Here is a 24,893-nt window from a genome sequence, read left to right on the forward strand (position 1 = left end):
AAGTCGTTCGGGGCATGAGACTCGCAATCGCTGCGGATAAACGACCTTGACTAATGCCCAGGGCAGTTCCAACCTTATGAGGAGGGCCCGGATGATGCCGACTAGTCGTGGCGGCGATTGTACCGGGCCCTCCGCCATACGGTAACGTCAGGACCCCCATGGAAGTTTTGCTATATACCGACTGTCTGCAGGAGCCATCCCCAAGCGTCCGACACTAGTTCGCACAGTTTCTTGACCACGGGCATGTCCACTAGCGCGTTGGTCGTGGTTACCAGGACTGAGTCTTTATCTATATCGGCAGCCAAGAAAGTGATAGTTGCGACAACAAGCGACACCACAGCGACGCGGATAGCATGACGGCCGAGCTTGAACGCGTCAATGGAGGCTCCCAAGGATGCCACGGTGGAAAGGATCCCGCGGTACTCCACGTCCTGGTTAGTTAGCCGCTCGCACTGATCCAACTGGTTCTTTTGCAGCCGGGCTGCAAGATTCTCGTCAACCAGGCCGCCGGGCTGCAACTTGTTCTCGCCACCGGGCGCCGGGGTTGGGGCGTGTCTGGTCTCGAAGCGATGCTCTTCATTAGTCTCGGGGGATTGGGCTTGAGCGCGGGCGTGGAAACCGGTGATGTCACGAACCGCACTTGAGACGTCGAGGCTCGTTGTCAGGAAGTCAGATCTCAGCTTCTCCAAGTCCTTGCGTCGGACTTTTGTCCGTTGCTGATGTGCCCTGTCGCGCAGTCGGGAATATTCGTCTTCCATGCTGTCGAGGAGCGCCGAAAGGGCGAACGTGACCATGGTCTTCCGCAGGAGCTTATGGGCGCTGGTTGACAGTGCGTTGCTGCCGTAGGCGTGGGAGCGTTGGCCCCAAAGCGTCCACGTCCGGTCCTGGCCGTCCCCGAAGATGTTCGACGTGGAGGGTGTCAGCAGTAACCCCGGGAGCGTCGGAGATGTCCGGACGACTGAATCCTGATTCGTGAGTCCCAAGGCCCCAAAGACGTCGTGATTGGCTCCCCAGGCTATTGGGTCGTGCCGGTTGAGAAGCATCAGGTCCAGTACGAGGTGCGGCTCTTTGTTGGCGGCGAAGTAGCCGGGGCAGGCCTTCTTAAGCCAGCGACGGGCGGCCGCGTCAATATTGCTTCGCGCACTCTTCGCTTTGTCGATCGCAACATGTTTCCGGTCAAGTGCGCGTGGGACCCCTCTCAACCAACGAATTCTCGGTTTGAAGCTGTGATGCCACCGGCCATCCAGTTCGTCGTTGGCTTTAGCGGAGATTTGGAAGTGGGCAACTACGGCTGTCAAGCCACCGCCGATGCTGACGGCCGCCACCTCTACTTTCTCGAATTGTTTGGGAAGTTGTCGTCGGAACAGCTGAGCATCGTTGGAGCTGTGAGCGGGGACCCGACCGAGAATCCACCAGTCCCATCCGCGGCCTGAACGGGAAATGTCCAACATTTGGACGTTTCCCTGGCTCAGCCCACCCGCCAACCGGGGTTTGTCCCACCGGTTCTTCTTAAAGCGGGAGCGGAGCGCTAGCGAATGGCTGGGAGGGAACAACTCAACGGCCCAAACGCCGGGTATTTCTACCCGCTCATCCGTGGGCACTTCGAGGTTCTTTATCGGATCGGACTTCGGCCACGCCTTGTTGAGCTCGTGCTGTTCGAACACTTCGATGTAGTTTTGCGACCGTATCAGGGCCCTTCTTGCCCATCGTGGTGCTCGCTTCGCGATACTGGAGCTGCGCACTTTTCGAAGCAGCCACAGCGGCGGCGAGTACCACCGCCAGCCATTGCACTTCGAGGAGATCTTCTCCAGGGCATGCTCGCGAAAGTGTCCAGAGTATTGGAGGGATGGCCTATCGTCGGCGGCCGCTTCGTCGGTAGTCACTTCATCGCGTGCGGTAGTGGCGCTATCGGGCGTGATCAATCTGCTTTTGTCCATCCTGGAAAGGGCTGATACGTGCGAAGGCGATCAGGTATCCAAACCAGGACTCCCTGACCCGCGTTGGGTCTATCCCTTGGATATAGCATCCAGTGATAGCCGGGAGCAAAGCCGCGTGACGGAGCTGGATTGTTCAACGTGCCTCATGTGGCGCCGGACGCTCTGTTCGTTTCAAATTCGGCCGATGCCCGTGCCCGGCCGAATACATTCCACTGAGAGGTCCGCGCGGCGGCGTTGGTGAAGTTGATTACGGGTGGTGGTACTGGGATCATTAGATGCGTGCGCCGTGCTGGTCGACACCTTGTATCCGATACCAAGGTCAGTGGCAGAAAGTTTGCGGATTGGCCCTTGGCTCATGTCTCCCAGAGTGCTGACAGATTGCCACGCCACGAAGTCGTCGTCAGCGGCGGACGTGGGAATCATCAAATCCAAAACCTGATACGTAGGGTCCTCAGACCATGCAGACAAGAGATTTGACCCGAGCAGCGATGCGTCATCCGTGGAGAAAAGTGCGCGGAAGTCCTTCTCTCCCTGAGGCGACTTGTCGAACTTGAACACGTGCCTTAGCGCGTCTACGAGCAGTTGTTCATCATCCTGCCCCGCCGACATGAATGCGTAATCCCGGAAGAGGAAAGCGGCAAGCGCCTGCGCGTTAACCGGAGATCCACCCAGCAGGTTTGTGAATGCTTTTTGCAGATGTTTCTCCGACAGATGATAGTCACCGCCGGAACCGCTGACGACCTCGCCGACAAGCTTCCGTATAGAAGCTGTCCCGTAAGATCCGGAAAGGTTACGGTTCATCCAATAGCGGGATTCATCACGTACGTCTTGGTCCACGAACGGCCTATAGTACGGTTTGGTGCCTGGGCCTCCGGGTACCTCGAGGAACTTGCCAACTTCTTCTGCCCAAGAAGGTTGCAGATTAGTGGTCGACCCATATAGGACAGCGTGGCGTCGAAGAACGAGGTACGGCAAAAAGAACGAGTGAATCTTTGCCGCTTTGAGGTCGCTAATCGCCCATTTAGCGACGGGGACCGAAATGAACTTTGTGTCTTTGTCTGCCACGCCCACCATCGTAACGGCCTTCACACGCGAAACGGCCCGGCAGGCAAACGACACGGGATCGAGCAGGTCGCTCCCTGAAGTTGGCTGGATAAAGGCACCAGCGGCCTCAGGGCTTCGTCCGTTGGCTCAACAATCAGTTCCACGTACAACTGCGCACGCAGAACCTCGGGCACGAGGCTTATGTCGTAGAGCTTGGGGATCATAATTACGACGGGAAGCGAACACGCTTCACCCTGTCCTGGATCCCACACGGCTTCGTTTGGGTCGGATGCGGTGTGGCGGCCTCCCTGTCGCGGGATTTCACAAGGCTTCTATGGCGCCACGATTGTGAAATCCGCGGAACCCTGCAGTGATACCCCCCATACTGCCTCGCCGTCCCCGCACTGGAACTACCGTAGGGTGGCCGTAATTGTCTCGGCAAGGTGTTAGCCAATTCCCGTAGGCCAGGGGCAAGCCCTTGCCATTCAGCGGCTGCCGGCGACGTGGGCCACACCGATGCTCCGATGTTTGGAGCCGCTCTTTCCCGCGGCTCCTTCGGAGCGCACCCACCGCGGACCATTGCAGCCATACCCGTCGAAAGTGGCAAATAGCCGCCCTCGGGAGCTCAACCAAATATTGGCGGACGAGTCAGGGGCGGCGTTTTCTCGTCGCCAAAGTCGGAGAAGGGAAGAAGCTTCGAAGGTGAGCTCGACCGCGTGGTCTCGGTACTCTTCATCGACAGAATTGACCCAGATTTAGCCCTCCGACTAAATTTAGCCGTAGGACTAAACGCGTGTAAAAGAGAAACTAGGCGGGCCACGACGTGTTGCAGCCTCGACGGACGACGGAAGCTGCCGCAGGCCGCCCCGTACACAGAGGTCTGCAGGGCAGTACTTAGGGACTAAACCGGTCCGTGCCCCCCGAGTTCAGCGCCGGAAACAGGTTGATTCTCGCGACGTCCGCCATGAAGGTTGTCTGGATCAGGAGCCCCCGTCCTAACCACCTTCGACACTCGCACGGGTGTGTCAACTGGTGCTCTGAATGTCAGTGCTTTAGACAAGATGACGGACTCGTGAAAGAAGGATGAGGACTTTGGCTGACGTTTTCAGCAATACGGAGCTGCAGGCGCTGCGTGGCGAAAAGCTTATGGACGACTTCATGCGGGCCGGCACAGAGCCATGGACCGTGGTCTACGCCGGCGAGGGAGTGTCCACCAGGCCGGTCTCGACAGTCGCCTACTCTGTACTTGCTCCTCCGGCGTTAAGGGCCGAGTTCCTGGACGAAGAGGGCTGGGATGTCCTTATTGGCTGGGGTCGACCCGGAACCATCACATCCTTCGGCGAGACGCGTCAAACGTCATACGTACAATTCGGCAACGACGACGGCTGGGAACCGCTTGTCATCGTAACCGACAGAGCAGGCACCCGTGAGGCCGAGGTAATCCTGAACCAGGAGTTCCGGCTGGTCTTTGACTTGTTCGAAGACAGGGCTTCAGGAAACTTCGTCAGTGTTGAAAAGGATGGCACTGAGAATGTTGTTGTCGAGGTGTCGGGACGAAATGTCCGTATTAGGACTCCGTACCTCGCTCGCTTCCGAGCCCTCAAACAGCTCGACTTGTGGCTCTACACCGAAACGATCAGTCACTTCCCCGCCTTGAGCCAGGACGGTGACTTCGAGCAATTCAACACGAAATGGAAGAACGCCGATTCTGCCGGGCTCAACCATGTAGGCGTCAGCCTTAGTTACCCAGCGGCCTTATTCCGTGCCAAAAAGTACTTCGGTCCTGCCCCGATTGAACACTGCAACTTATGGCAATACGAGACTCGGGATGAAACCTACGAGGAATTCATCATCGGGGAAGATGAAGTCGGTCGGACCATCAAGTTCACCTGTGAAATAGACAAACTGGGCGATTACTTTGGGAAGAACCCTGACGCGCCAAACTACCTCACACCTGTCTTCTTCCGTAGCGAAGTTCTGCAGAAGTACTACAACAACCCTGAGCTCTACGCGGTGACAGAAGGGTCCATATCCTGCACAGGCCGTTGGCACCTAAGGCTGGACAACGATCACGGCGATCACGTGGCCGTCTTCTTGGGGGATTTGGGTGGGGACCTTCCGGAGTCCGAGCGTCAGTACTGGCGAGCATTCAACGTGGCACCCTCAGGGGCTATGAGCGGCAGCTATGTTCGCCGTTCGTTCTTGGGGCAGTGGGCCGACGCGGAGTAGCCTGACCATCAATTGAAACGGGCTTACAAGGACGTTCAGTCACGGTGGCTCCAGGTCCATGGATGGCAGCTGCATCGGAATCCTCACAAGATCGACGAGGGGATCCTGGATAGGTTGCACGTTCCCCTCAATGAAACTCAGACCGAGTTCGAAGACCAGCTGATGATCCTGGCGAAACTTCTTGTTGATTTCCTGAACGACAAAGGGATCGGAAGAGTTGTCGGCAAGGGACCCGAGAACGAAAGAAGCTTGGGAAAGCTCCAACGATTCTTCGAGAAGGTCGGCTACGACCAAGCCGATGAGGACCTTTCCTTGCTCAGAGAAATTCAGGAGCTCCGTTCAAGGGTGGCCGCCCATACGAAGGGCTCAGATTACGACAAGTACATCGCAAGTAAACTCGCAGGGATGTCGAAGAAGGAACTCGTCAGGGACCTCCACCGGAGATCTACACTGATGTTGCACCGATGGTCTGAGCTTGCCACCGCGGACGGTGGCAAAGACGTCGGCCAGATCTAGCTGCAGAGGTGGGCCGGCCGGTTCTTGGAGGCTGTGAACTGATACTGAATCAGCTCACAATCCCAGGCCACTCGTTGGCAGACTTTTACTTCCAGCCCTTGATAGCTTCGATGACGAATGGGGCTATCACCGCGAGGACGGCGAAGACTAGCGAGCCGATAGCAACCAGGAAGTTCCGGCCGGCAGCCTTCTGGGCTTGAAGGTCCCGGGCTGCAGCCTCCTCTGCTTGGGCGCCCATCTCAGCCAACATGTCCTTCATGACGTCGGCCGTGGCTTGGATATTCACACTGTTCCGCTCTTCGCGGTCTCGCTCTTGCTGTTTGATTTCAGCAATTTCATCCCAAGTCTCTTGCGGCACCGTGTATGGTGCCGGGTCGAACGTCGGTGTGTAAACCTGCGGTATTAAGTCCTGCCGGTGAGAATCGACGCGGTCCCTGAAGCTGACCTGGTTACTGTCCGGGGAAATGGAGTTCAACCGGTCGTACATGCTCTTGAAGCTCCCCATGAGGTTGCCTGTGAAGGCCTTATTGAATCCCTGCATCGTTTCGCTGAGCATCTTGTTGGCCTTGTCCAGCTCAGCACGCTCTTCAGGGGTCACCTCGATAGGGATCCCGGCTGCCTCTGCTTCCGCGATTTCCTCGGCTCTTTCGATGCTGAGACTTCCCTCATGGTGTTCCGGGACGCGGAAGATTTGCTTTTCGGGGTGCTCACTCATGAGTACTATCTTGCCTCCGCCTACGCTTCAGTAATGGAGCAGCCACCCCCGAACACTGGCCTGCTTGTGGATAAGCTGGTGACAACCTGTGGATAAACCCGGTTGAAATGTGGGTAAAGCGCGTGCAATGATTAGTGCACAGAGACCCGCCGACTGAATAGTCTCCGTATGGTGCGCGTGCTTCTTCCTGAAGATAGGTCGGTGGGTCGCCCTTTTCCCTCAGCCAAAATCCCAGTACGATCCGCTCGGCTGGTACGAGCGAGGACGAATCAGCTTCAAATGCTTCGGATTCGCGGGCTTATGAGTCCGCTCGCCCCGTTGTATAGCTCCCGCGACCATGTCCGCCAACTGAATGCCAACATTCTGCTTTGAGTCAGCCCACTCGACTTTCGCGATTGTTCCCGGCCGTGCCCGGTTGGCCATGGCCATAAGGTAGGCCTGGTCCGTAATACCGAATGCCTTAGTGTCTTGGCCGTCGATGACAACTTTGGCTCCATGTATCGTTCCGAACCCGTGGCTGAGCAGTTGTCGGATGGCGAAGCTCTTAAGTGCAGCAGGATTGTTGCGCAGATGCCCGCTGTAGATCCGGGATTTGTCCATCACGATGGCCCTGATGTTGTACTTGATGCCTTCCGTGCACTCGAAGAAGCAGTCCTTTACGCGTTCCTTGGTTTTGGAGTACTTGAACTCGGTCTTGAGCCCGTTCTTTTGCGCACAGGCTTCCATGCAGGCCTTGAGCTTCAGAATCTCTGAGGGGTCCCTGAAGACACAGGCGGCCATGATGAGGTGGCTGCTGGAGCCTGACTCGAACTTGAAGCCGCCGTCGCCCGAGTCATCGATGAAATATGCACCTCCCCATCTTGCCTTAACCCACCGACAATATTGGGGGATGAGCGCGTTGTTAGGAGCAGTTAGCTTTCAGGTTGATGTTCCAGCCATTGGTCCAGGTCGTTGACCCGGAAGAGGAGCTTCCCGGCGATGAGCCGAGCTTTGGGGCCTTTGCCTCTGTTTCGGAGTTCCCGGAGGGTTGTCACCGACATGCGGAGGGCTGCTGCTGCTTCCTCTATGAGTAGGGGCTGATTTGGCAACGTGATTTCTAGTTGTTGGCTCATCACCAAACTATGCGCAGGCAAATAAGGAAAGAGCAACCAAACAATAGTAGACGCAGAATCGCGCAGTAATTTCTTGGGATGGTTGTTATTAATTGAATCTCGTGGAAGGCTGACGGGTACCTACTGATCTATACAACCTGAATGAGGGGCGCATGGATACCGATGAACTCGCTCGCCACATAAGCCGTCAAACTCTAGATTGGCCGGATCCAAGTTGGAATAACCCCACCAGCAGGATGGCGACTAACGCCGAGATGCGAGTCAGCAAAGTAATAGGCGACAGTCGAATATTGTGGGCCGTAGGGACCGTGGACGAGGAAACGCGCTTTTCGATCGTCGCATTCGCGGAGCCGTACATAGTCTTAGATACCTCCGAAAAGGTGCCAAGCGGAGAGACGTCCGAAGGAGTCACTCGAGTCATTCCGTGGACGGCTCTAAAGGGTGTCACCCTTAACCGATACCAGCCGGCCGGCAAGACAGCCAGCCAGACAGAAGCTGTGCATTTCTCCATCCATTTGGACGATGAGCCAAGCATCGAGGTTAGCGGCAAACGACTGGAAGGCCGAACGGACGGCCTCGAGTTGTTGGACTACGTGTTATCCAAGCTGGCCGCAAAGTAGGGCTGGTGCTTTGGATGCGGGAGATTGGGTAGCTGTAGCAGCGGCGGTTATTGCCGTCATGGCTTTGATTTTCTCGGCCAGGCAAGCCAACTCTGCCAAGGAACAGGCTCAAGCCGCGAAGGACCAGGTGAAGATAGGGCAACGCCAGACGGAGATGCAGGAGCAGCTGTATAAAGATCAGCAGCAACCATATGTGTGGGTGGACTATCGAGTTGACCCCATTTCGTACTGGCTGGTGGATCTTGTCATTAAGAATGAGGGTCCAACCACGGCGCGCAACGTCAAGATCACTCTCGATCCAATGGTGGGGAGAGCCAAGAACCTCGCGGACATGGACCTTGCCGGGCTTCCCGGCTTTGTTGACGGGTTTTCTGCTTTACCGCCAGGCAGGGAGATGCGGTGGAGCCTAGGTTCCCACACCGACATATACGACCAAGGTGTGCTCACGCGCCACGAGGTAAAGATTGCGTTCGACGGCCCCTTCGGACCCGTAGAGCCCTATGTTTACACACTCTCCTACGACGATATGAAGTTCTCAGCCCTGCGAGATCCTGGCCACATCGGGCAAGTCGCGAAGGAGCTGAAGGAGATCAAAAAGTCCGTCGAGAAAGGCGTTGAGGCTGTCCGAAGCCTGTCGCCAGACGACCGTTAGTGATCACAGGGTGAGCACACACACACACACACCAGACGAAGCAAGAACTCCTCAGAGTGGCTCGACCGCCCAGATCCGGCGAAATCGCGCCATTTAAAGCAAGGGAGAACAGTGCCAAGTGTTCCCGAAACAGGACTGCTTCATCACTGTAAATCAGCTGGCAGAGCATACGGGAAGGCCCGCGCGAACGCTGCTCTGACGGGCCGAGGTGAAGCCCCCAAAAGCGTTGCGCCTGTATCACATGTGCGCTGCTCGGGGATGGCTGAGCGATGATTCCCACTATTTGCTTCCGGGCCATGAAAGGCACGGTGAATTTGCCGTCAGCTGGCTTGCCTGTAGGCGGGGTGACCCGTCCGACGTATGGTCGCGTTGCCTCGATGGGTCTTCAGTAGCACTTCGGCGTCACATTCATCCCACAAGCTATGACCTTCCTGGCTCATCGCAAGTACTCCCATGGCACTGCACAGTTCCCCGCCATGAGCGTGCCTAGGTTCCGGGCCGATGGAGATGGCTCGTGCACGTAACTCAAGTTTTCCAAGCCAGCGTTCGTGAAGGATCTGGGAACAAGCGTCACCCGCTTCAGAGGTTCCAGGGAGTCGTTCATGACCCACGAAGTGAACGTGACGATCTGGCCAACTGATGCCTCGAGAACATCACAGGTGTGCACGAGGGTGATACCCGTGACCAGCGGTCGTTTGGAAATGTCCCTCGGGCTGCGTCCTTTGACGAGCCTCAGATCAGCAGCGAGCCCGGCGAGCCTGTTGAGCCACACCCGAACCGTTGCCACGGGGACACCGAGGCGAACGGCGGTGGTGGCCGGGCTGAGACCTGCGGCTACAGACGCCAGAAACTTTTCGCGTATCAGCTGGTCTTCCTCATGGTCGGTCAATCGTTGGGGGACGTCGTTCGTGTCTTCGGCACCGGTGCTTTCGTGGAGGGCAAGGACAACGGACATATTCTTCCTACTCGTCTTGTTGGGAAGGGGAGTTGGATCTACACATGAGTAGCCTCCACAGTCAGGGAAGTGACGCTTGCCCTGCAGTGAAGGTGTTCCCGCGACAAACGGCGCTTTATTCGGCGCTGCACGGGGTCGGCCAGGTTTGCCGCACGTGTCCATCCCCCCGGCGGAGATCACCAGAGCCAGGGGGCCGTTGGCCGGACAAGGCAGCCGGGTCATCTCCAGCTGTAGGGAGAGAGCGCTGTCGTTCAATGTCTGGGCAGTGCACGTTGCGGTGGCAGGTTCGGCTGTGTTGCAGATCCAGGGCGGGCCCGGGAGAGCAGTGATGCTGAACATGGTGGTGCCCGTTGTGAGCTGCATTCGGACATCGGTGATACGGCTGTCGGCAAAGTGTGCGGTTATTCTCCCTGTAACCGTCGTGCCGGAGTGGTTGGTCACGTAAAAGTCGAGCAGGGGTGCGGGCGCTGAGGACGCGGGTTGTGCGGAGGACCCGGGACTGAGGGACGTAAACCGGTGAGGACGTGGTGCCTGAATTTCCTGATCCACTGAACCCTGCGATTCCGAAAGCGGTGGCTATGACCAGCATCATCCCGACGAATGAAGAGAACAATGCATCGACCGGGCTGTCACGGCGGATGCCTGGGGGTTCCTGTCTGTCTTCGTCCCGAGGATAAATGGCTGCAAGGGGGGGTGGTGGCCAGAAGCGGCAGTATCGCGGCACGTAGTTTGCCAACATCCCGGATCTGGTAGAGGACTGATTGGCACTTTTCGCAGGACTTGAGATGGTCTTCAAGTTCAGTGACGTACTTTGGGCGGAGTGTGTCCAACACGTAGGCCGGAATGTGCGGGTCATCGTCCGGCATTCTTGTGCCCCGTTGGCGACAAGGCGTTGCTGCAAATATCCCAGCCGTAGACCGTCTTTCGCGCGGCGGTGCAGGGCGACGGTGGCATTCGGTGACAACCCCAATAAGGGGGCTGCCTCACGGGGCTGGAGTTCCTCAATTTCCAGGTACCAGAGGACTTCCCCTCTGCCGGCCAAATAGCTGACGGGTTGACCCGAACGCAGATCCAACTGGCTGCGATGCGGGTCCGCACAGAAAGTGTCGTGTCGAGTCCGGCTTGTTGGCTAGGTGGAACCGGAAACGGCTGAGATTCATCGGGCCTGAATCAGGTACATTCGATGGGATCACAAGCTGAGGGACAGGTATCGACATTGGCGACTGGGGAAAAATCACATGGGGGACCCAAGGCTAAAGACTCATTGAGCCCCCCACCTGCCGTGCACCAACGTCATCTCACGGCTGAGGGCGAGTTCCAGCGTATCGGGCACGGCAGGCGGTGGTACGACGTCGCCTTCAAAATGCTTCGTTTTCTCGCGTTCTCTTGGGCCGCAAGAGCTCTTCCTGAAAGTTGGTCTCGCAGCCTTCATCGGCCGCTTCATCATCTGATGCAACTGAACGAGATTGATCGAATGCAGGTCATGGGGCCAGATGATGCGCCGCTCTTTGTCCCTGAAGATGAGCACGTATCCGTTCCGGGAATCTGGGTTGTAGATTTTTTCCCGCCAAGCCTGATTGATTCGTTGGACCATGCCCTCCGACGGAACCACTGGGACAACCGCCCCCATAGCGGGGGTGAGCCCAACATGGACACCATCCGGGACTCACGACGCGGCTCGGGACCTTCCTGGTGGAAGATAGCAGACGTCCCTGACCCGCGAAGCATAGGTTTCTTCGCCAAGCAGCATCGCGACGAGCTGCCGGAAGAATTCGACACCGTCATGCTGAAGGGCTTCCCAATTGGTGAGGGACTAACCGCTGTCGTCGCCTTCTTTCAACTCAGCCCGGCCGGCGCAGCGCAATTGGACCATGTGTGGCATGCCGACCACGGGCCATCGATTCCCCGACGGGACGGACGACTTTCGTTTGCGGAGGATCACCGCTGGACTGCCATCCGGGTCACCCAAGAGTCCCGGCAGCGCCTCCACGCGCTGGCCAGGGATTGGATGGAGTCAAAGTGTCCGGGAGCCTTCGGCCAGGAAGGACAGCACCAACCGCTGCTGGACCTCCTGCTATTGAGCAAATTCGACCCGTCGGCTGGAGCAAAAGCGGACAAGGATACCGAGGACTGCATGTGGGCGCTCGGGCAGAGCGCTTCGCCGACCACCTGCCTCACATCCCAGAGCCTAAAAGGGCTGCTTCTGGAGCAGGCACCGCAAGACCGCACCACTGCCATCAAAGACCGGACGTGGGCGCTCTGGGGAAATCGTGATGTCCTCATCTCCAAAGATCCGGACATCCGGGAACACAGGGGCACCCACGACCGTGCCCTTGCAACCTATGCAGACCGAAGGGTCAGTGACTTTTTCGTTCGCCTCGGCCTGACAGAGTTTCTTGAGCTGCTAAGGGCTGGAAGTGCCACCATGCGCGATACGGCCCGAATGCATCATGGCAAGTTCGGGAGCCGCGACTTAAACCGCCTACGCCAGCGATTCTTGACTGCCGGCCTTGACTTCGCAAGCATCGAACGGGACATTCGTCAGCACAATGCCCGTCCGCGGAAAGATCGCCGGGAGGTCCGTTTCACCCTGGATCGCACCCCGTGGTTTCGCGAGAAGGCCGCGGCAACCGCGATGAAACCCTTTGAACCCATACTGCTCAATGACGACCTGCGAACCAAGCAGATCCAAACCGTGACCGAGCTCGTTGCCTTTGATCGGAGCTACAGGGAGGTCCTTGGAACTGTCGCTTCGCTGGGTGCCTCCATCGATTCCTACAAGGTGCAGCGCTTCGCCATCTGGATAGCCGTAGGGTCAGCGATCGTGGCCTTGGTAACCCTCTGGATCACCCTTATCGGACCGGCAGAAACGGCGGACATGGTCCGGGACTGGACGCGATCACTCCGTCCGTAGCAACTTTCGATGTCATGGGCAGAGGCGTCGCTGACCGAACGTATGATGATTCATGACCATTCTGGATCAGCTCATTGACGGACTGGCAGACGATAAAGTTTCCACCTCCAGCGCGCTACGCAAGTTCCTGGTGGTCGGCAGCCGACTCCAGTCAGTGCCGCTGAAGCTGTGGGCAACCAGCGAGCTGAACGGCTATGCCCAAACGAATACGCCAAAGCGGGATTACCCGCTCTACAGAGGGCCACTCACCACTCCAGTGATCATCGTGTTTGTTGGTCCCATGAACCGCTCCCAACCGCATCCCTTGCAGAGCTACGAGGTACCCGACTTCGAAACCTTCCGGAAGACCTTCTTCACGACTCACTTCGGTCAGTCCCTCGCGGAGCTTGAGCAGCTAGCTCACGCCCAAGAGGAATTGCAGATGCCTTGGCCCATCAGCGCTGTGAGTATGCTCCGGGACTGGTCCCGGCAGGGCGAGGTGGCTCGGCTGGAGGACCACGAGATTCACTCCGCCCGTCAGGTCGTCACGAAGCCGCAACTTCACGGCGTTATCGACGCCATTCGAAATACGGCGCTGATGATGGCGCTCGATCTTCAAAGCGATCTCCCGGAGGCCGGCCAAGCGGGTGGTCCTACGACGAGTGATGAGGACGTTGCCCGTGCCGTGAACCTCCACTTCGAGACCCATATCCACGGCGGAACCAACAACCTCGGGATGGGTCATCAGGTTGCCCTGAGAGTCCACGTGAGCCAGGGCGATGTTCAGTCCCTGCTCGCGGCACTCAAAGAACTCGGACTCGGCAGCCACGACCGGGCTGCACTGCAGACCGCTGTGCAGGAGGATGGCAATCGCCCTGGAAGCGCCGTCAAAGCCTTCCTCGCCAAGCTCGGTTCCGGGATTGTCCAAGTTGGTGGAGAGGCAGCCAAACCCGTGGCCATCGAAGGCATCAAGAAAATCATCGAACAGTTCACAGGAATCGTGGTGCCCTAAGGCTTCCAATAGCCCCCGCGCCGAGGGATTGAAGGAGTGCGGAGCATCAGAGACCCGCTGGCCCATCCCTGGACGTCTTGGGCGCCAGCCGGTTCTAGGATGGAGCGGTGTCCGAAGATAAGAAAAAGCACCGCTTCATGACCATTGAGCAGGTCGCCGAAGAACTGAACGTTTCCATAGCCCAGGTGCGGGCGCTGCTGAAGACCGGCGACCTCCGGGGGCTCCAAGTCGGCGGCCGGAACGTATGGCGCATAGGTGCCAGCGACGTCGAGGACTACATCGCCGAAGCGTACGTGCGCACCGCTGAGCGGATCGCCGCCGGTGACTTGCCTGAGTGACTCGTCTGTTTCTGAAGGCTGGAGGGCGGACATGACTCCAAGGCTATGTCGGACGCGCTGCAGTTTTTACTTGTGGTGCGTGACCGTGACCTGTGTGGCCACGGTGCGTGTGTAGGCTTCGCTGACCTTTCCCTCGCGGTGAGCGAAGAGGGGTAGCCCTTGCCTGAGTCGTCCACAGTGGGCTGAGGCTCCCAAGTGCAATGCAGGGCCTTCGAATGGTCGGCGTTTTCCCCTATGGAAGGGATTGCGGCGATTAATTGGACAGCCAGTGCAGACACCACCAGTTCCTCGTCCGGTGCGATGAGGCCCCAGCCTCCCTGGAACGGCATCGTTCCTTCAGGAATCCCACCCTTAGCGTTGGGCGAGCCCGCGAGAAGGATTTTGGTCAAGGTGGGGTGGTCGTTGGCCGTATGCCATGTGTATGGGTGATGCGATTCTTTGTGGTCCAGCATGGCCCGGAACGCCCTGGCCCTCTCCAATAGCGGATAGGCATCTTCCATGAAGATAGCGGATAGGCATCTTCCATGAAGAGGCCCTTCGGTTTCCACCACTTCAGGAATTTGGCAACAGAGTGTGTTGGACCTTCACCGAATGTTCCGGAGTGTCGTCGAACCAGCGACAACAATGCGGATACTGCGGAGTAGTACGTTTGGAAAAAGTCCTGCGTGGCGTTGAAGAGCGCTTCCATTTGCCGCGGTGTAGCGGGGGGTATTCGGATAGTAGATGCTCACCGGTCCGAACGGGCCCCGGGCGGCCTGCAGTTTGTCTCTCTTCTGAAGCAGGTTCTTTAGTGATTCTTCCAGGTCGGTCACCGTGTGCTGCTGGGCTTCGCTGGATTCCCAGTGGGTGAAAATGTGGGCCCAGTAGTCGGTGTACTGAGGTCCTACCCTGAAATGGAAGGGGATTTCAGGCGTGGTCGTTTGTGATGCCATTGGCGTGGGTGCCTTTCCGGAAGCCGCTTTCGCCATGCTGAGTCTAGCCGCGAAGATGGACAATATCGTCGGAGCCGGGACGAGCCAGTGCTCTGGCGGGTTTCAGGTGGTTTCCAGCTTAGCGAGTCGTTCCCCGATGCGGCTCGACTGGAGTTCTGATGTGGGCTCTGGTGGGGCTGGCCTTTTTGGTCGCAGGTCTGGAGTTGGCTGCGAAGGGTTACATGGGCCACGACCCCGGCATTGTCCTCGAAAGACTTTTTCGTTTCATTGCTTTCTATGTACTGATGACACTGCTGCCCTTCTACCTCGGGGCCTGGATATGTGTCCCATTGAGGCGGCAAGGGCCACGCGGTGCTGTCATGGACGCCGCGGTGCGCGCACAGGCGCGACGGTTGATGAAACTTAGAAACATAGCTGCCCCATCAACCCTTCAGAGCGAGCCTGCCGCACGGATGAGGAGGGCGATCTCGCGTCAAAGCAATTCCATTGCGGGGCGGCTTCAGCCGCTCCGTTCCGTGCTTCCGATCATCACCCTTGCTGGCCTGGGGATCGTGCTGCTGTCCGTTGCCGTCGGCCTGTTGGTTTTCGGTCCTCAGTCTGTGCTGGCGGCACTGGGAAGTTGATGAAGACGAGTACGGGGGCGCTGGCTGCTTTCGGGGCAGCCCACGCGGCGTTACGGCTTGCTGCAGTTGACCACCACTGACCGCAACAAATGTGAAATGGTGGACTTGAGGCTCTGGTCAGTGGCCGCGCCACCTCCGTCCAGGCGTGCGATTATTTACCTGTGGCGCTGGCGAATGAGGCCAAATGGAACTTCGGGGTGGGCCCGGACTATGTACCGACCAGCGGCGAGCCGCGTGACCATGATGCCGATCCGGTAGGCAGTGGCCGCGACAGCCACGATGTTGATGGCTTGATTAAGTTCCTGGTCCAATTGATCTGCGGCGTCGACGCTGATTTCCAGGACGCCGGGTGCTGGCGGTCGCACGTTGGATGCGGCATCGGCTGACCGTTGTGCCGCTGCAGGCCTCGGTCCTTCTGCCGACTTTGTAATGGCTGGTATTTCGACTCTCATTCAAGTTCCTGCTTCATAAAGCTGTCGGTCTTCTCGGTGGCCGGGCCAGGATCTTCGCGTCATTGCGGACATTCAGGTCAAGCGCTTGTATTTCGTGATCTCTGTTCGTTCGAATAGCTTCCTGCCTTTTCCTCCAGATAGTTGCAACCAAAGGAGGGAACCATCCCCGCTGTAAGTGTCGACAGTGCCTGTCACTGTTCGTCCTTCCCGAGTATGAAGAGCCACCTGGTCTCCTTCTTGTAGTTGGCTCCAGGCGGGGGAGTCTTCCGTGGGTCTCGGTTTGGCACGGGGCGGCATGCTTGTTCCTTCCTATAAGTCGACGCAGATGCACCAGCTGATGATGAGTTTGTGTTTCAGGACAAAGTTGGATCCTCGCTTTACAACCGAGATCGCCAGCCTGTCAGGTTGCCTGCCGCAGGAGGAGGCGAGTCAGCCCCCTCCTGCGGCAGAGGTTGAACAAAGCATTGGAGCAGGACGCACACGGGCTCGACAAGCGTTCCCTGTATGCGGGGTGAGCACCCTGAATGGGCCCCTTTGAGACGGGCCTCGGCGCACGCTCTGCCGAAGTCCGAACGCCAAGGGACGGGTTTGGGTGGAACATTGACCGGCCCTCGGCGTTCGGGGGCGGCTATTGATGCAGGGTGGGCAGAAAGAGGGAACTTTGGCCCGCCAGGTATATCTCGCTGGGGCGGAGGACGCCATCGGCCCTGCAAGCGGAGAAGCCCAAGCGCAGACGGTATCCCGGCCGTAGGACCACACCCGTGGGCTGGAATTGCAACAACACTTCGTTGGTGGTCTCCAGGCTCAGCGGCTGCTCTTGTGTGTGTTTGTGGTGGACGTACTCGATCTCGCCGTTGGCAAGATACCGGGATGCGTGCTCGTCGATCGTTCTGTGTGACAGGCGGAGACGGGCTTCGGTGAGCTGCGTGACGTCCCCGTTCGGGTCGACAAGGCTAAGCCTGGCGTGGAGGTCAATGTCACGGCATTCCGGCGACGCCACGTCCAACTTCAAGATCGGCGCGCCCTGGATTTCCGTACCCTCCGGGATGTCCAAGTCACGGGTCACCGTCTCGCCCCATAGGTGCATGCCCGAGTTTGTGCCTGTGTCCATGAAGACGGGCACAGGTGAAGGCGGAGCACTCATCGGCCATCCCCGGAAGGTCTCAGTGACGGGAATGGTGGGGATCTCGGCTCCCAGGGGAACGGCAAGGTGGGAGCCGGGTAGGCGGCGTCCTCTGGAGGAATGCCAGTCTTCGGCGCCGATCATCCAGAATTTGACGTTGTCACGTTCTGTGGGGTTCTCGCCTTCGCCCTTGAGCCAGTAGGCGAGCCAGTTCAGCAGTTCGGAGGAGTCCTCGGGATACTGATGACCCCATGGTCCGAAAACGAGACGCTTGGGCGCTTTCAAGTTGTCGAAACCGCGGAGGGTGCCCCGTCCGAAGTAGTCAAAGAGCCCGCCCATGAACAGGGCCGGAACCTCTATTGAGGACAGGACACGGTATGCGGATCGCTCCCAGAAGACTTCACCATCGAGGGGTGTGGCTTGGGCAACTTTGTAGTAAAACTCCAAGGCAGGTGCGATGGAGCAGTTGGGCTGGTTGGCTTGGAGGAACGTGCCGGCGGCCCAGTTGGTGTGTGAAGGGATTCCTCCGCGGTGTGTCCAGTCGCGGTAAAAGTCGATGGGGCCCACGGATGGTGCAATACAGACGAGCCCGCGCGGCCGTTTTGCTGCCACGAGCATCTGGATTGCGCCGCAGTAAGAGCCCCCAGCCAAAGCGACCTGACCGTCGCTGAAGTCCTGATCGGCGAGCCATTCGATGAGCTCAGCTCCGTCCTGGATTTCGCGAGGGCTCAGTGGGCCTTCGAAAATGCCTGAGGATTCCCCGGTGCCTCGGATGTCGGCGACGACGCAAAGGTACCCGTTCGCGGTCAGGTCGGCAATAGGGAGTTCTGTTGGCATCAGGTTCGGCTTCTGATACGGAGTCATGAGAAGAACTACCGGGCGGGGAGTGCGCTCAGTTTCGTCGGGGAAGTAGACGTCCAGTGCAAGGTCGGTTTCGTCAGCGGTGGTGAACTTCACTAGCTGGGATGTGGGCACGGATATGGTTTGCATGCCATATACCTTTCTGTTGATGGTGGTGCTGGGAGTCTTAGGGAACTAAACGCTCAGGCAGGTGTCGGTTGCCGGTATGCCGTCCGCAGCTCTCCCGGGAAGTGGCAGGCGGCCATGTGGCCAGCTTCATCCCCGGCCAGCTGTGGATCCTGTTCCATGCAGATCTTTCGATCGGTATTCACCAGAGGCCCGATCGGGCACCTGTTCCGGAAGCGGCAACCCGAGGGCGCGAGATTCGGGCTGGGAGTTTCGCCGAGGAGTTTCGGCTGTGAGCGGCCATTGTTCTTCAGCGACGGTGAGCTGGCCAGCAGGACTGTGGTGTAGGGGTGCTGAGGCGAGTGGTAGATGTCAGCCACTGGACCGACTTCGACGATTCTTCCCAGATACATCACAGCGACTCTGTCGCTGATTGAGCGCACGACAGCAAGGTCATGGGAGATGAAGAGCATCCCGATGCCCGTTTCCTCTTGCAAGGTTCGTAAAACCGTGAGGACTTGGGCTTGGACCGACACGTCCAAGGCCGAGACGGCTTCGTCAGCCACGACTAAGCGGGGATTAACCGCCAGCGCTCGGGCGATGACCACGCGTTGACGTTGGCCCCCGGAGAACTCTTTCGGTAGCCGATCAAGGAAGGTGTGGTCGAGCTGTACGAGGTTAAGCAGCTCTCTCGCGCGTTGTTTCCGCTCGGGTGCAGGTACTCCGGCGAAAGCAAGAGCTTCGTCCAGGCTCTGTCGGATTGTCATCTTCGGGTCCAGAGACGCGAAAGGATCTTGGAAAACATACTGAACGATGCGGCGCTGATCCTCTCGTTCCTGCCGGGAGGATCCCGCGGTGGTCTTTCCTGCCACAGCGACGCTTCCGGCGGAGGGACTGATGAATCCTACGGCCGTGCGGGCCAGGGTGGTCTTGCCGGACCCGGACTCACCGACCAGCCCCACGGTTTCCCCTGGATGTATGCGCAAGGTCACCGCATCGACAGCCTTAACTGAGCGGTCTTTTCGAAGCCAGCCGCCAGTGGGTCCTACGGTTGTCGAGATGTCGTCCATTTCGAGGATCGGCGGCTTCTTGGTGACCGGTTCCCTTTTTAGAAGGGGGTCATCGATGGAGGGTGCGGCGGCAAGAAGGGCTTTTGTGTAGGCATGCTGAGGCGCTCTAAGCACCGTCTGTGCGGGGCCCTGCTCGACTACCTCGCCTTGGTACATGACGATGACGTCGTCACAGGTTTGGGAGACAACACCCATGTCGTGGGTGATGAGGAGCACCGCGAGTCCCAGAGTGTCGCGGAGGTCGTTGAGCGTCTGCAAGATCTGCGCTTGAACCGTTACGTCTACTGCGGTCGTGGGCTCGTCGGCGATCAACAGAGACGGGTTGTTGGCAATCGCCATCGCTATGCAGACCCGTTGCCGCATCCCGCCGGAGAACTCATGAGGATACTGAGTCATCCGCAGTTGAGGGTTGGGTATCCCTACGCTCTGGAGAAGAGCGACTGCCCTGTCCCTCGCCGATGCTGCTGGCGCACCATGCGCACGAATGGCTTCGATGACCTGTTCGCCAATTCGTAGGACCGGGTTCAGGGAGGAAAGCGGGTCTTGGAAAACGGCGCCCATCTGTGCCCCGCGGACGTTCCTCATGGCCGACGCCGGCATAGCCAAAAGATCCTGACCGTTGAGGCTGATGGATCCCGAAGATATTCTGGCCGCCTCGGGAAGCATCCGAAGCACCGACTTTGCTGTCATGGATTTTCCGGAACCGGACTCACCGATCAGCCCAACTATCCTTCCGCGCCCAACGGAAAAGGAGACGTCCTTCAGTACGTGCGCGGTCTGATCTGCTTTTTCGAGAACTACGTTGAGGCTTTGGACAGTCAGGACTGCCTCCGCCGGGGGCGTTGAGACGTGACTTTCCATGGTTTTCGATGAAAGGTTCATCGGCTATTCCTTTCGCTCAGGCCATCCGCGATCAGGTTCAAAGCAATGGCGAGAACAACGAAGACGAGGGCCGGTCCGATGACGTACCCAAGCTGGGCGTATACGTACCGCAAACCGGTGCTGATGAGCCCTCCAAGACTCGGTGTTGGCGGCTGGATGCCCAGACCCACCACGCTGAGGCTGGCCTCAAGGATGACCGCACTGATCAGGGAGATTGTCAGCTGTGCGAGTAAAGGACCCGACGAGTTTGGCAGGTAGTGCCTGGTGATCAGGCGCAGACGGGATACGCCAAACCCCCTTGCTGCCTGAATGTAGTCGCGGTGTTCCAGAGTAAGGAGGGAACTGCGCGTAAGTCGGCCAAAAGCAGGAACGCCGGCGATGACTATGGCTATGAACAGCGCAGTGAAGCCCGGACCGGTTATGGCGACGACACTGAGGCCCAGAATGATGGAGGGGAATCCAAGAATGATGTCGATGATTCGTTGGCCGAGTTCCCCAAGCCCACGGTTCAAGACCCTGAGCATGCCAAGCGTGCAACCGATGATAAGGCTCAACGGCACAGCCAGGAAGATCAGTGCAAAGTCCAACTGAAGCCCGTAAAAGGTGCGGGTAAAGATGTCCCGGCCCACTTCGTCAGTTCCGAACGGATGCTGCAGCGATGGGGAGAGCAGGGCTTCGTGGGCTTGGTCGTTCACGCCGGCGCCGGTTATGAGTGGAACAGTAAACGCCGCTATGAACATCAGTAGGAGGAGGACAAGTCCTGTCACCCCGCGCCGGCCCAGAGGGGCCCTGCGCTTTGCCCGGGATACAGGTTCGGTGGGAGATACGTGCTGTTTCTCGATTGTTGCGTTCATGCTAGGCCGGGCTTTCTAGCCGGACCCGGGGGTCCACGGCTGTCTGCAGAAGTTCTGAGATGAGCTGAATGGTTACCGCGACGACGACGGCTCCAAGAATGAGTACCTGCGTCACCATGTAATCCCTGTTGGCAACGCTGGTGACGGCCAGGGAACCCAAGCCCTGTCTGCTGAAGATGTTTTCAACGATGACCGCTCCGCCCAGCAGTTCGCCGAAGATGACACCTGCGACGACAATTGCCGGACCGAGCGAGTTCCGGCGGATATGCCGCGCGTTGACCTGCCTCGCCGAGATGCCTTTCGCAATCGCCGTTTCCACGAATTCTTCACGCTTAACATCGAGCATTTGGCGTTGCACGAGGCGGACGAAAACCACTGTGGGAACTATGGCTACGGTGAGGGCGGGGAGGACCAGGTACTGGAAACCTCTGACGGGGTCTTCGATGACCGCCACTGATCCGCTGACCGGCAGAACAGGTAACACGATGCCGAAGACAATGATCAGCGCCAGACCAATGAGGAAGGCAGGAACGGCGAGCAGAGTACTGGAGATTCCATCGATCGCGTTCCTTACCCACGGTCTAGTCGTGGTTGCGCCCAGCGACGCTGTCGCGAAACCTACCAGCAGGGTGATGACCAGGCCGGCAACTGCCAGTTCCACTGTGGACGGGAGTCGTTCAATCAGAAGTGCGGATACGTCTTGTTTGGAGAAGTAGGACACGCCGAGATCGCCTTGGGCCAGGTTCCCGATCCATGCCCCGTACTGTTCCCAGACGGGCAGGTCAAGGCCCATTTGTGCACGAACTGCCTCATATACGTCCGGGGGAGCGTTCTGACCGACCATGGCCGCGGCCGGATCCCCTGGGGCGAGCCGGGGAACGAGAAAGGCGAGAATCGAGCCGACAAAGATGACCAACAGCGCAAGTGGCAATCGATGTGAGAAGAAATAGCGCATGAGTTTACTTACCCGGTTTCAATCCAAGACCGGTCAGCCAGCCGGAGTTCGTGAATACTTGGCTGTTTCCAGTGCCGCTGGTATCGATTTTCGAGTCTTTTACTACCAGCACGGGTACCTTGACCAGGGAGTGGTTGAACGAGACGTCCAGCAGGTATTTGGTGATCTCCTGGAGTGCTTTTGGAGCCGCGTCCGGTGATGCCTGCTCGACGGCGAGGCGGAGCTCGTCATACTTGGGATCGCTGAAGTGCTGAGGCGACGTGGGCGTCGAGCTGAAAACGGGAGTGGAGGCCATCAAAGTGGCAGGTGTGGAGACATCGGTCGCATCATAGAAGAGGTACGAGGGGCCCAGATCACCGCGAAGCAGGCGGGAGACTGCGTCGTTCCCTTCAATCTGCACGGCTTTCGGTTTGAAGCCGGCCTGCTCCAAGCCACTGGCAATGATCTCGTAGAAGCTCATATAGAGGGCGCTGGTGGGGAAGATCAACGGAACTTCCGCTCCGGCGACACCGGCTTCCTGGACGAGCCTCTTGGCCTTCTCCGGGTCGTAGCTGTAGTGGCTGTTGAGGGCTTCATCCCAGCCTGGCTCGTCTTTGTCCCACCATGTGGCGGCCGCTTCCCCTGATCCGGATCCGGCCTGTTCGATGAGCCGTTTACGGTCGATGGCATAGCCCACTGCTTGCCGCGCGAGCTTGTTATCGAACGGGTAAGCCGTGACGTTCATTCCCATGCCGACGCTCATGGAAGCGACCTCGACGGTGTCGAACTTGGGATCCTTACCGAGCAGGGTGGCATCCTGGGTTGCCATGCCAAAGGCCATGTCCGCCCGTCCACTACGAAGCGCAGACTGCTGAGCAGTGGCATCGGAGACCACGACGACGTCGATGTCTTCGTACGACACGCTGGCTGCGTCCCGGTATTCGCTGTTCTTCTTGAGTTTGAGTTCGTTGCCAGGCTTCCAAGATTCCCATTTGTACGGTCCTGTGCCGTTTACGACGGAGCCGTCAGCGATTCCGCTGTACGTGTTCGTGTCGAAGATGAAAGTTTGGAAGAAGAGATCCCACATGTTCGCCGTAGGGCTGGCGAAAGTTACGGAAACCGTTAAAGCATCTGCTGCCGTCACCTCGGTGACTTTTGCGGCGACAGCGAATGCCTTGGAATTGTTCTGGGGCAGGGCAGCCTGCTTGAGCGAGAAGACGACGTCCTCTGCGGTGAGTGGTCGACCGTCATGAAATTTCACATTCTGTTTGAGCTTGAACTCAACCTTGGTCATGTCCTCGCTGACCTGCCACGTATCCGCGAGTACTGCCTGCGGTTCCCTGGAATTCGCGGCTGCGCGAACTAAAGGTTCGAGAACCGGTACGAACCACTGGCTTTGTCCGAAGACCTGGTTGGGTGCGGCATCAGCGGCGCTTACAACGGTGAGAGTCTTATCTACTGCCGGCTGCCCCGTTGTGCCGCTACATGCGGACACGGTAACCATCAGAGCGAGGGCGCAACCGGCGGCCAGAGTTTGCGTCCAGCGTTTAGGCGCGCTCCATGTCGAAGTTTTCATAGTTGTTCCAATTCCCGCCGAGCACCTTAAAGGAAGTGCAATCTGGGCGTGTAGGCAATCAGAGATTCGGTCACTCGAGTGGCCGAAATTCATTCAGTCCACGAGTTGTATACAGACTATATACCGACATGTGAGGCTTGTCACCAACGACTTAATGACGTGGCTTTTGCTAAGCGCACGAAGGGCTAGCAAGCGTACTCCGGGACGAATCGGGGCGCGCCAAAAGCCCCAAAATCTATATGCGGCATGGGGCAGGCAGTGGAATCGGGCGCGCCGCCATATTCGGGCAGCACTGTTCGGCCATGGCCGGACCGCCTCAACCGGGCATCTAGAGCCCACTTCGCCGTCCTGGCTGCGGTCCGCAACGTCCGCGTGAGCCCTAGGGGGAGCGAGTCTTCGCTAACGGGTGCAGGACAATTCGACGCCCTGAGCTGGTTCGCATCGCCGGATGCCGGCAACCCCAAGCAAGGCCTCAGGTCCGTTAGTAGCCGATCACGGCGTGACGTGTTGAGTCGAGGTGTGCGTCAATCGCCTCGTGCGCGGCTTCGATGCTGCGGCTTCTGAGTGCATCGACGATCAATTGGTGTTCACGCAGAACGGCCAGGGCCCGATCGGTTCCCTGGGTTACTGCGCGGACGCCAATCCTGAGTTGCCGCTGCCGGAGTGAGGTGTAGAAATCCGCCAGGACGGGGTTGCCGCCGGCGCGCACCATGAGTGTGTGGAACTCGGTGTCCAATTCAATAAACCGCGCCGGGTCATCTTTGGCTTCCCGCTGCAACTCGATGATGCGCTGAAAGGAGTCAATCTGGGTTTCAGGCGTTGCCTCCAGGGTCATGACCGCCCACTTTTCAACGACAGACCGGGCCTGGAGGAGCGCTCGGACGTCCGGGTCTGAAATCGGAGGAACATACGCGCCCTTATGCGGTATGCGCTTTACGAACCCTTCCGCCTCAAGGCGCAGGAGCGCTTCTCGCACTGGCGTGCGTGAAGTACCAGTGGAAGTTGCAAGGACCCCTTCGTTGAGAAAGGCCTCTTCCTCCCTCGGCAGGGCAGTGATGTAGCTCTTCATCCATTGGTAAGCAACTTCGGGCTGGGACTGAGCAACTGGCGTCATCTGGATCATTGGAAGCCTTTCTCCAGAGTCCAGTATACGAGTTGCATTCACGAGATCGATTGCTCAGCCGCGGCTGGGCAACGTCGCCCCTTTAACGCAGGGGACGGGGGCCGACATTCTCGTGTCAGTGGTGGTGATCTGGATCCCTCTCGGCGGGTCCGGAGACATGCACCCATTGTCCGCTCCCAGGCGATGCGGTGATGGCATGTAGCTTCCGAAAAGATGACAACTAAGTTGGCACATCGGGTCTCTGCACGGGGACGCAGATGCCCGGAAAAACGGGGGACAAATAGATGGCCACTGGCCAACTAGCTTGGCATCTCACACCTCCTCCTTGTGAATTG

At 58.4% G+C, this 24,893-nt stretch carries 22 protein-coding genes; 8 read left to right on the top strand and 14 right to left on the bottom strand.

Annotated features, from left to right (window positions below; all coding sequences use genetic code 11):
• Positions 1-170: 170 nt before the first annotated feature.
• Together AC1RJY_RS09740 and AC1RJY_RS09745 are read right to left on the bottom strand one after the other, a co-directional pair.
• On the bottom strand, positions 171-1,664 hold the full coding sequence (locus tag AC1RJY_RS09740) for a hypothetical protein (protein WP_498602209.1): 1,494 nt from the start codon (positions 1,662-1,664) through the stop codon (positions 171-173).
• Between the two features lie 444 nt (positions 1,665-2,108).
• Positions 2,109-3,002: a hypothetical protein gene (locus AC1RJY_RS09745; RefSeq protein ID WP_498602210.1), complete on the bottom strand. Its 894-nt coding sequence runs from the start codon at positions 3,000-3,002 to the stop codon at positions 2,109-2,111.
• A gap of 1,071 nt (positions 3,003-4,073) precedes the next feature.
• Here AC1RJY_RS09745 and AC1RJY_RS09750 point away from each other — a divergent pair.
• On the top strand, positions 4,074-5,210 hold the full coding sequence (locus AC1RJY_RS09750) for a hypothetical protein (protein ID WP_498602211.1): 1,137 nt from the start codon (positions 4,074-4,076) through the stop codon (positions 5,208-5,210).
• 12 nt (positions 5,211-5,222) lie between these two features.
• A complete protein-coding gene (locus AC1RJY_RS09755) occupies positions 5,223-5,726 on the top strand; it encodes a hypothetical protein (protein WP_498602212.1) in 504 nt (167 codons plus the stop codon).
• 85 nt (positions 5,727-5,811) lie between these two features.
• On the opposite strand, the gene AC1RJY_RS09760 is transcribed toward AC1RJY_RS09755, so the two are convergent.
• The 3 genes from AC1RJY_RS09760 to AC1RJY_RS09770 form a co-directional block, all read right to left on the bottom strand.
• A complete protein-coding gene (locus AC1RJY_RS09760) occupies positions 5,812-6,441 on the bottom strand; it encodes a hypothetical protein (RefSeq protein WP_498602213.1) in 630 nt (209 codons plus the stop codon).
• 219 nt (positions 6,442-6,660) lie between these two features.
• Positions 6,661-7,332, bottom strand: coding sequence for a DUF3800 domain-containing protein (locus AC1RJY_RS09765; protein ID WP_498602293.1), 672 nt, complete (start codon positions 7,330-7,332; stop codon positions 6,661-6,663).
• Between the two features lie 20 nt (positions 7,333-7,352).
• On the bottom strand, positions 7,353-7,553 hold the full coding sequence (locus AC1RJY_RS09770; RefSeq protein WP_498602214.1) for a helix-turn-helix domain-containing protein: 201 nt from the start codon (positions 7,551-7,553) through the stop codon (positions 7,353-7,355).
• Between the two features lie 152 nt (positions 7,554-7,705).
• Between AC1RJY_RS09770 and AC1RJY_RS09775 the strand changes: the two genes are divergently transcribed.
• Positions 7,706-8,173, top strand: coding sequence for a hypothetical protein (locus AC1RJY_RS09775; protein WP_498602296.1), 468 nt, complete (start codon positions 7,706-7,708; stop codon positions 8,171-8,173).
• Positions 8,076-8,825, top strand: a complete 750-nt coding sequence (locus tag AC1RJY_RS09780; protein WP_498602215.1) for a DUF8453 domain-containing protein — start codon at positions 8,076-8,078, stop codon at positions 8,823-8,825. Before AC1RJY_RS09775 ends, AC1RJY_RS09780 begins: the two co-directional genes overlap by 98 nt.
• 436 nt (positions 8,826-9,261) lie before the next feature.
• On the opposite strand, the gene AC1RJY_RS09785 is transcribed toward AC1RJY_RS09780, so the two are convergent.
• Positions 9,262-9,780, bottom strand: a complete 519-nt coding sequence (locus AC1RJY_RS09785) for a hypothetical protein (RefSeq protein ID WP_498602216.1) — start codon at positions 9,778-9,780, stop codon at positions 9,262-9,264.
• Positions 9,781-11,263: 1,483 nt separating this feature from the next.
• On the opposite strand from AC1RJY_RS09785, the gene AC1RJY_RS09790 reads away from it, so the two are divergent.
• The 3 genes from AC1RJY_RS09790 (at position 11,264) to AC1RJY_RS09800 (ending at position 14,023) form a co-directional block, all read left to right on the top strand.
• The gene (locus AC1RJY_RS09790) at positions 11,264-12,694 is read left to right on the top strand and encodes a hypothetical protein (protein ID WP_498602217.1); all 1,431 of its coding nucleotides are present in this window, start codon (positions 11,264-11,266) and stop codon (positions 12,692-12,694) included.
• Positions 12,695-12,746: 52 nt separating this feature from the next.
• Positions 12,747-13,685: an AbiTii domain-containing protein gene (locus tag AC1RJY_RS09795; protein ID WP_498602218.1), complete on the top strand. Its 939-nt coding sequence runs from the start codon at positions 12,747-12,749 to the stop codon at positions 13,683-13,685.
• Between the two features lie 107 nt (positions 13,686-13,792).
• Positions 13,793-14,023, top strand: coding sequence for a helix-turn-helix domain-containing protein (locus tag AC1RJY_RS09800; RefSeq protein WP_498602219.1), 231 nt, complete (start codon positions 13,793-13,795; stop codon positions 14,021-14,023).
• A 584-nt stretch (positions 14,024-14,607) separates the two neighbouring features.
• Here the strand turns inward: AC1RJY_RS09800 and AC1RJY_RS09805 are convergent.
• Positions 14,608-14,955: a hypothetical protein gene (locus AC1RJY_RS09805; protein ID WP_498602220.1), complete on the bottom strand. Its 348-nt coding sequence runs from the start codon at positions 14,953-14,955 to the stop codon at positions 14,608-14,610.
• A gap of 158 nt (positions 14,956-15,113) precedes the next feature.
• Between AC1RJY_RS09805 and AC1RJY_RS09810 the strand changes: the two genes are divergently transcribed.
• Positions 15,114-15,578 carry a hypothetical protein gene (locus AC1RJY_RS09810; RefSeq protein ID WP_498602221.1) on the top strand — a complete coding sequence of 155 codons (465 nt, stop codon included), beginning with the start codon at positions 15,114-15,116 and terminating at the stop codon, positions 15,576-15,578.
• A 155-nt stretch (positions 15,579-15,733) separates the two neighbouring features.
• Here the strand turns inward: AC1RJY_RS09810 and AC1RJY_RS09815 are convergent, their stop codons facing one another.
• From AC1RJY_RS09815 to AC1RJY_RS09845, 7 genes are all read right to left on the bottom strand, one after another.
• Positions 15,734-16,030: a hypothetical protein gene (locus AC1RJY_RS09815; RefSeq protein WP_498602222.1), complete on the bottom strand. Its 297-nt coding sequence runs from the start codon at positions 16,028-16,030 to the stop codon at positions 15,734-15,736.
• 628 nt (positions 16,031-16,658) lie between these two features.
• The gene (locus AC1RJY_RS09820) at positions 16,659-18,143 is read right to left on the bottom strand and encodes a CocE/NonD family hydrolase (protein ID WP_498602223.1); all 1,485 of its coding nucleotides are present in this window, start codon (positions 18,141-18,143) and stop codon (positions 16,659-16,661) included.
• Between the two features lie 53 nt (positions 18,144-18,196).
• Entirely contained in the window at positions 18,197-20,071 is a 1,875-nt protein-coding gene (locus tag AC1RJY_RS09825; protein ID WP_498602224.1) for a dipeptide ABC transporter ATP-binding protein, read from the bottom strand.
• Positions 20,068-20,925 (bottom strand): ABC transporter permease, encoded by an 858-nt coding sequence (locus tag AC1RJY_RS09830; protein ID WP_498602225.1) that lies wholly within the window; start codon positions 20,923-20,925, stop codon positions 20,068-20,070. The genes AC1RJY_RS09825 and AC1RJY_RS09830 overlap by 4 nt, the downstream gene beginning before the upstream one ends.
• 1 nt (position 20,926) lies before the next feature.
• Positions 20,927-21,880 (bottom strand): ABC transporter permease, encoded by a 954-nt coding sequence (locus AC1RJY_RS09835; protein ID WP_498602226.1) that lies wholly within the window; start codon positions 21,878-21,880, stop codon positions 20,927-20,929.
• A 4-nt stretch (positions 21,881-21,884) separates the two neighbouring features.
• Complete coding sequence (locus AC1RJY_RS09840) at positions 21,885-23,435, bottom strand: ABC transporter substrate-binding protein (RefSeq protein WP_498602227.1); 1,551 nt, start codon at positions 23,433-23,435, stop codon at positions 21,885-21,887.
• Positions 23,436-23,916: 481 nt separating this feature from the next.
• Complete coding sequence (locus tag AC1RJY_RS09845) at positions 23,917-24,549, bottom strand: GntR family transcriptional regulator (protein WP_498602228.1); 633 nt, start codon at positions 24,547-24,549, stop codon at positions 23,917-23,919.
• Positions 24,550-24,893 lie beyond the last annotated feature (344 nt).

This window comes from Arthrobacter sp. GW822-FHT05G07, assembly GCF_058799755.1.

Coding starts and splice junctions, on each gene's coding strand:
- AC1RJY_RS09795 (WP_498602218.1), top strand. CDS start 12,747: ATGACCATTCTGGATCAGCTCATTGACGGACTGGCAGACGATAAAGTT.
- AC1RJY_RS09840 (WP_498602227.1), bottom strand. CDS start 23,435: ATGAAAACTTCGACATGGAGCGCGCCTAAACGCTGGACGCAAACTCTG.
- AC1RJY_RS09770 (WP_498602214.1), bottom strand. CDS start 7,553: ATGAGCCAACAACTAGAAATCACGTTGCCAAATCAGCCCCTACTCATA.
- AC1RJY_RS09775 (WP_498602296.1), top strand. CDS start 7,706: ATGGATACCGATGAACTCGCTCGCCACATAAGCCGTCAAACTCTAGAT.
- AC1RJY_RS09820 (WP_498602223.1), bottom strand. CDS start 18,143: ATGCAAACCATATCCGTGCCCACATCCCAGCTAGTGAAGTTCACCACC.
- AC1RJY_RS09845 (WP_498602228.1), bottom strand. CDS start 24,549: ATGACGCCAGTTGCTCAGTCCCAGCCCGAAGTTGCTTACCAATGGATG.
- AC1RJY_RS09805 (WP_498602220.1), bottom strand. CDS start 14,955: ATGGCATCACAAACGACCACGCCTGAAATCCCCTTCCATTTCAGGGTA.
- AC1RJY_RS09760 (WP_498602213.1), bottom strand. CDS start 6,441: ATGAGTGAGCACCCCGAAAAGCAAATCTTCCGCGTCCCGGAACACCAT.
- AC1RJY_RS09835 (WP_498602226.1), bottom strand. CDS start 21,880: ATGCGCTATTTCTTCTCACATCGATTGCCACTTGCGCTGTTGGTCATC.
- AC1RJY_RS09830 (WP_498602225.1), bottom strand. CDS start 20,925: ATGAACGCAACAATCGAGAAACAGCACGTATCTCCCACCGAACCTGTA.
- AC1RJY_RS09815 (WP_498602222.1), bottom strand. CDS start 16,030: ATGAGAGTCGAAATACCAGCCATTACAAAGTCGGCAGAAGGACCGAGG.
- AC1RJY_RS09780 (WP_498602215.1), top strand. CDS start 8,076: ATGAGCCAAGCATCGAGGTTAGCGGCAAACGACTGGAAGGCCGAACGG.
- AC1RJY_RS09810 (WP_498602221.1), top strand. CDS start 15,114: ATGTGGGCTCTGGTGGGGCTGGCCTTTTTGGTCGCAGGTCTGGAGTTG.
- AC1RJY_RS09790 (WP_498602217.1), top strand. CDS start 11,264: ATGGGGCCAGATGATGCGCCGCTCTTTGTCCCTGAAGATGAGCACGTA.
- AC1RJY_RS09785 (WP_498602216.1), bottom strand. CDS start 9,780: ATGTCCGTTGTCCTTGCCCTCCACGAAAGCACCGGTGCCGAAGACACG.
- AC1RJY_RS09825 (WP_498602224.1), bottom strand. CDS start 20,071: ATGAACCTTTCATCGAAAACCATGGAAAGTCACGTCTCAACGCCCCCG.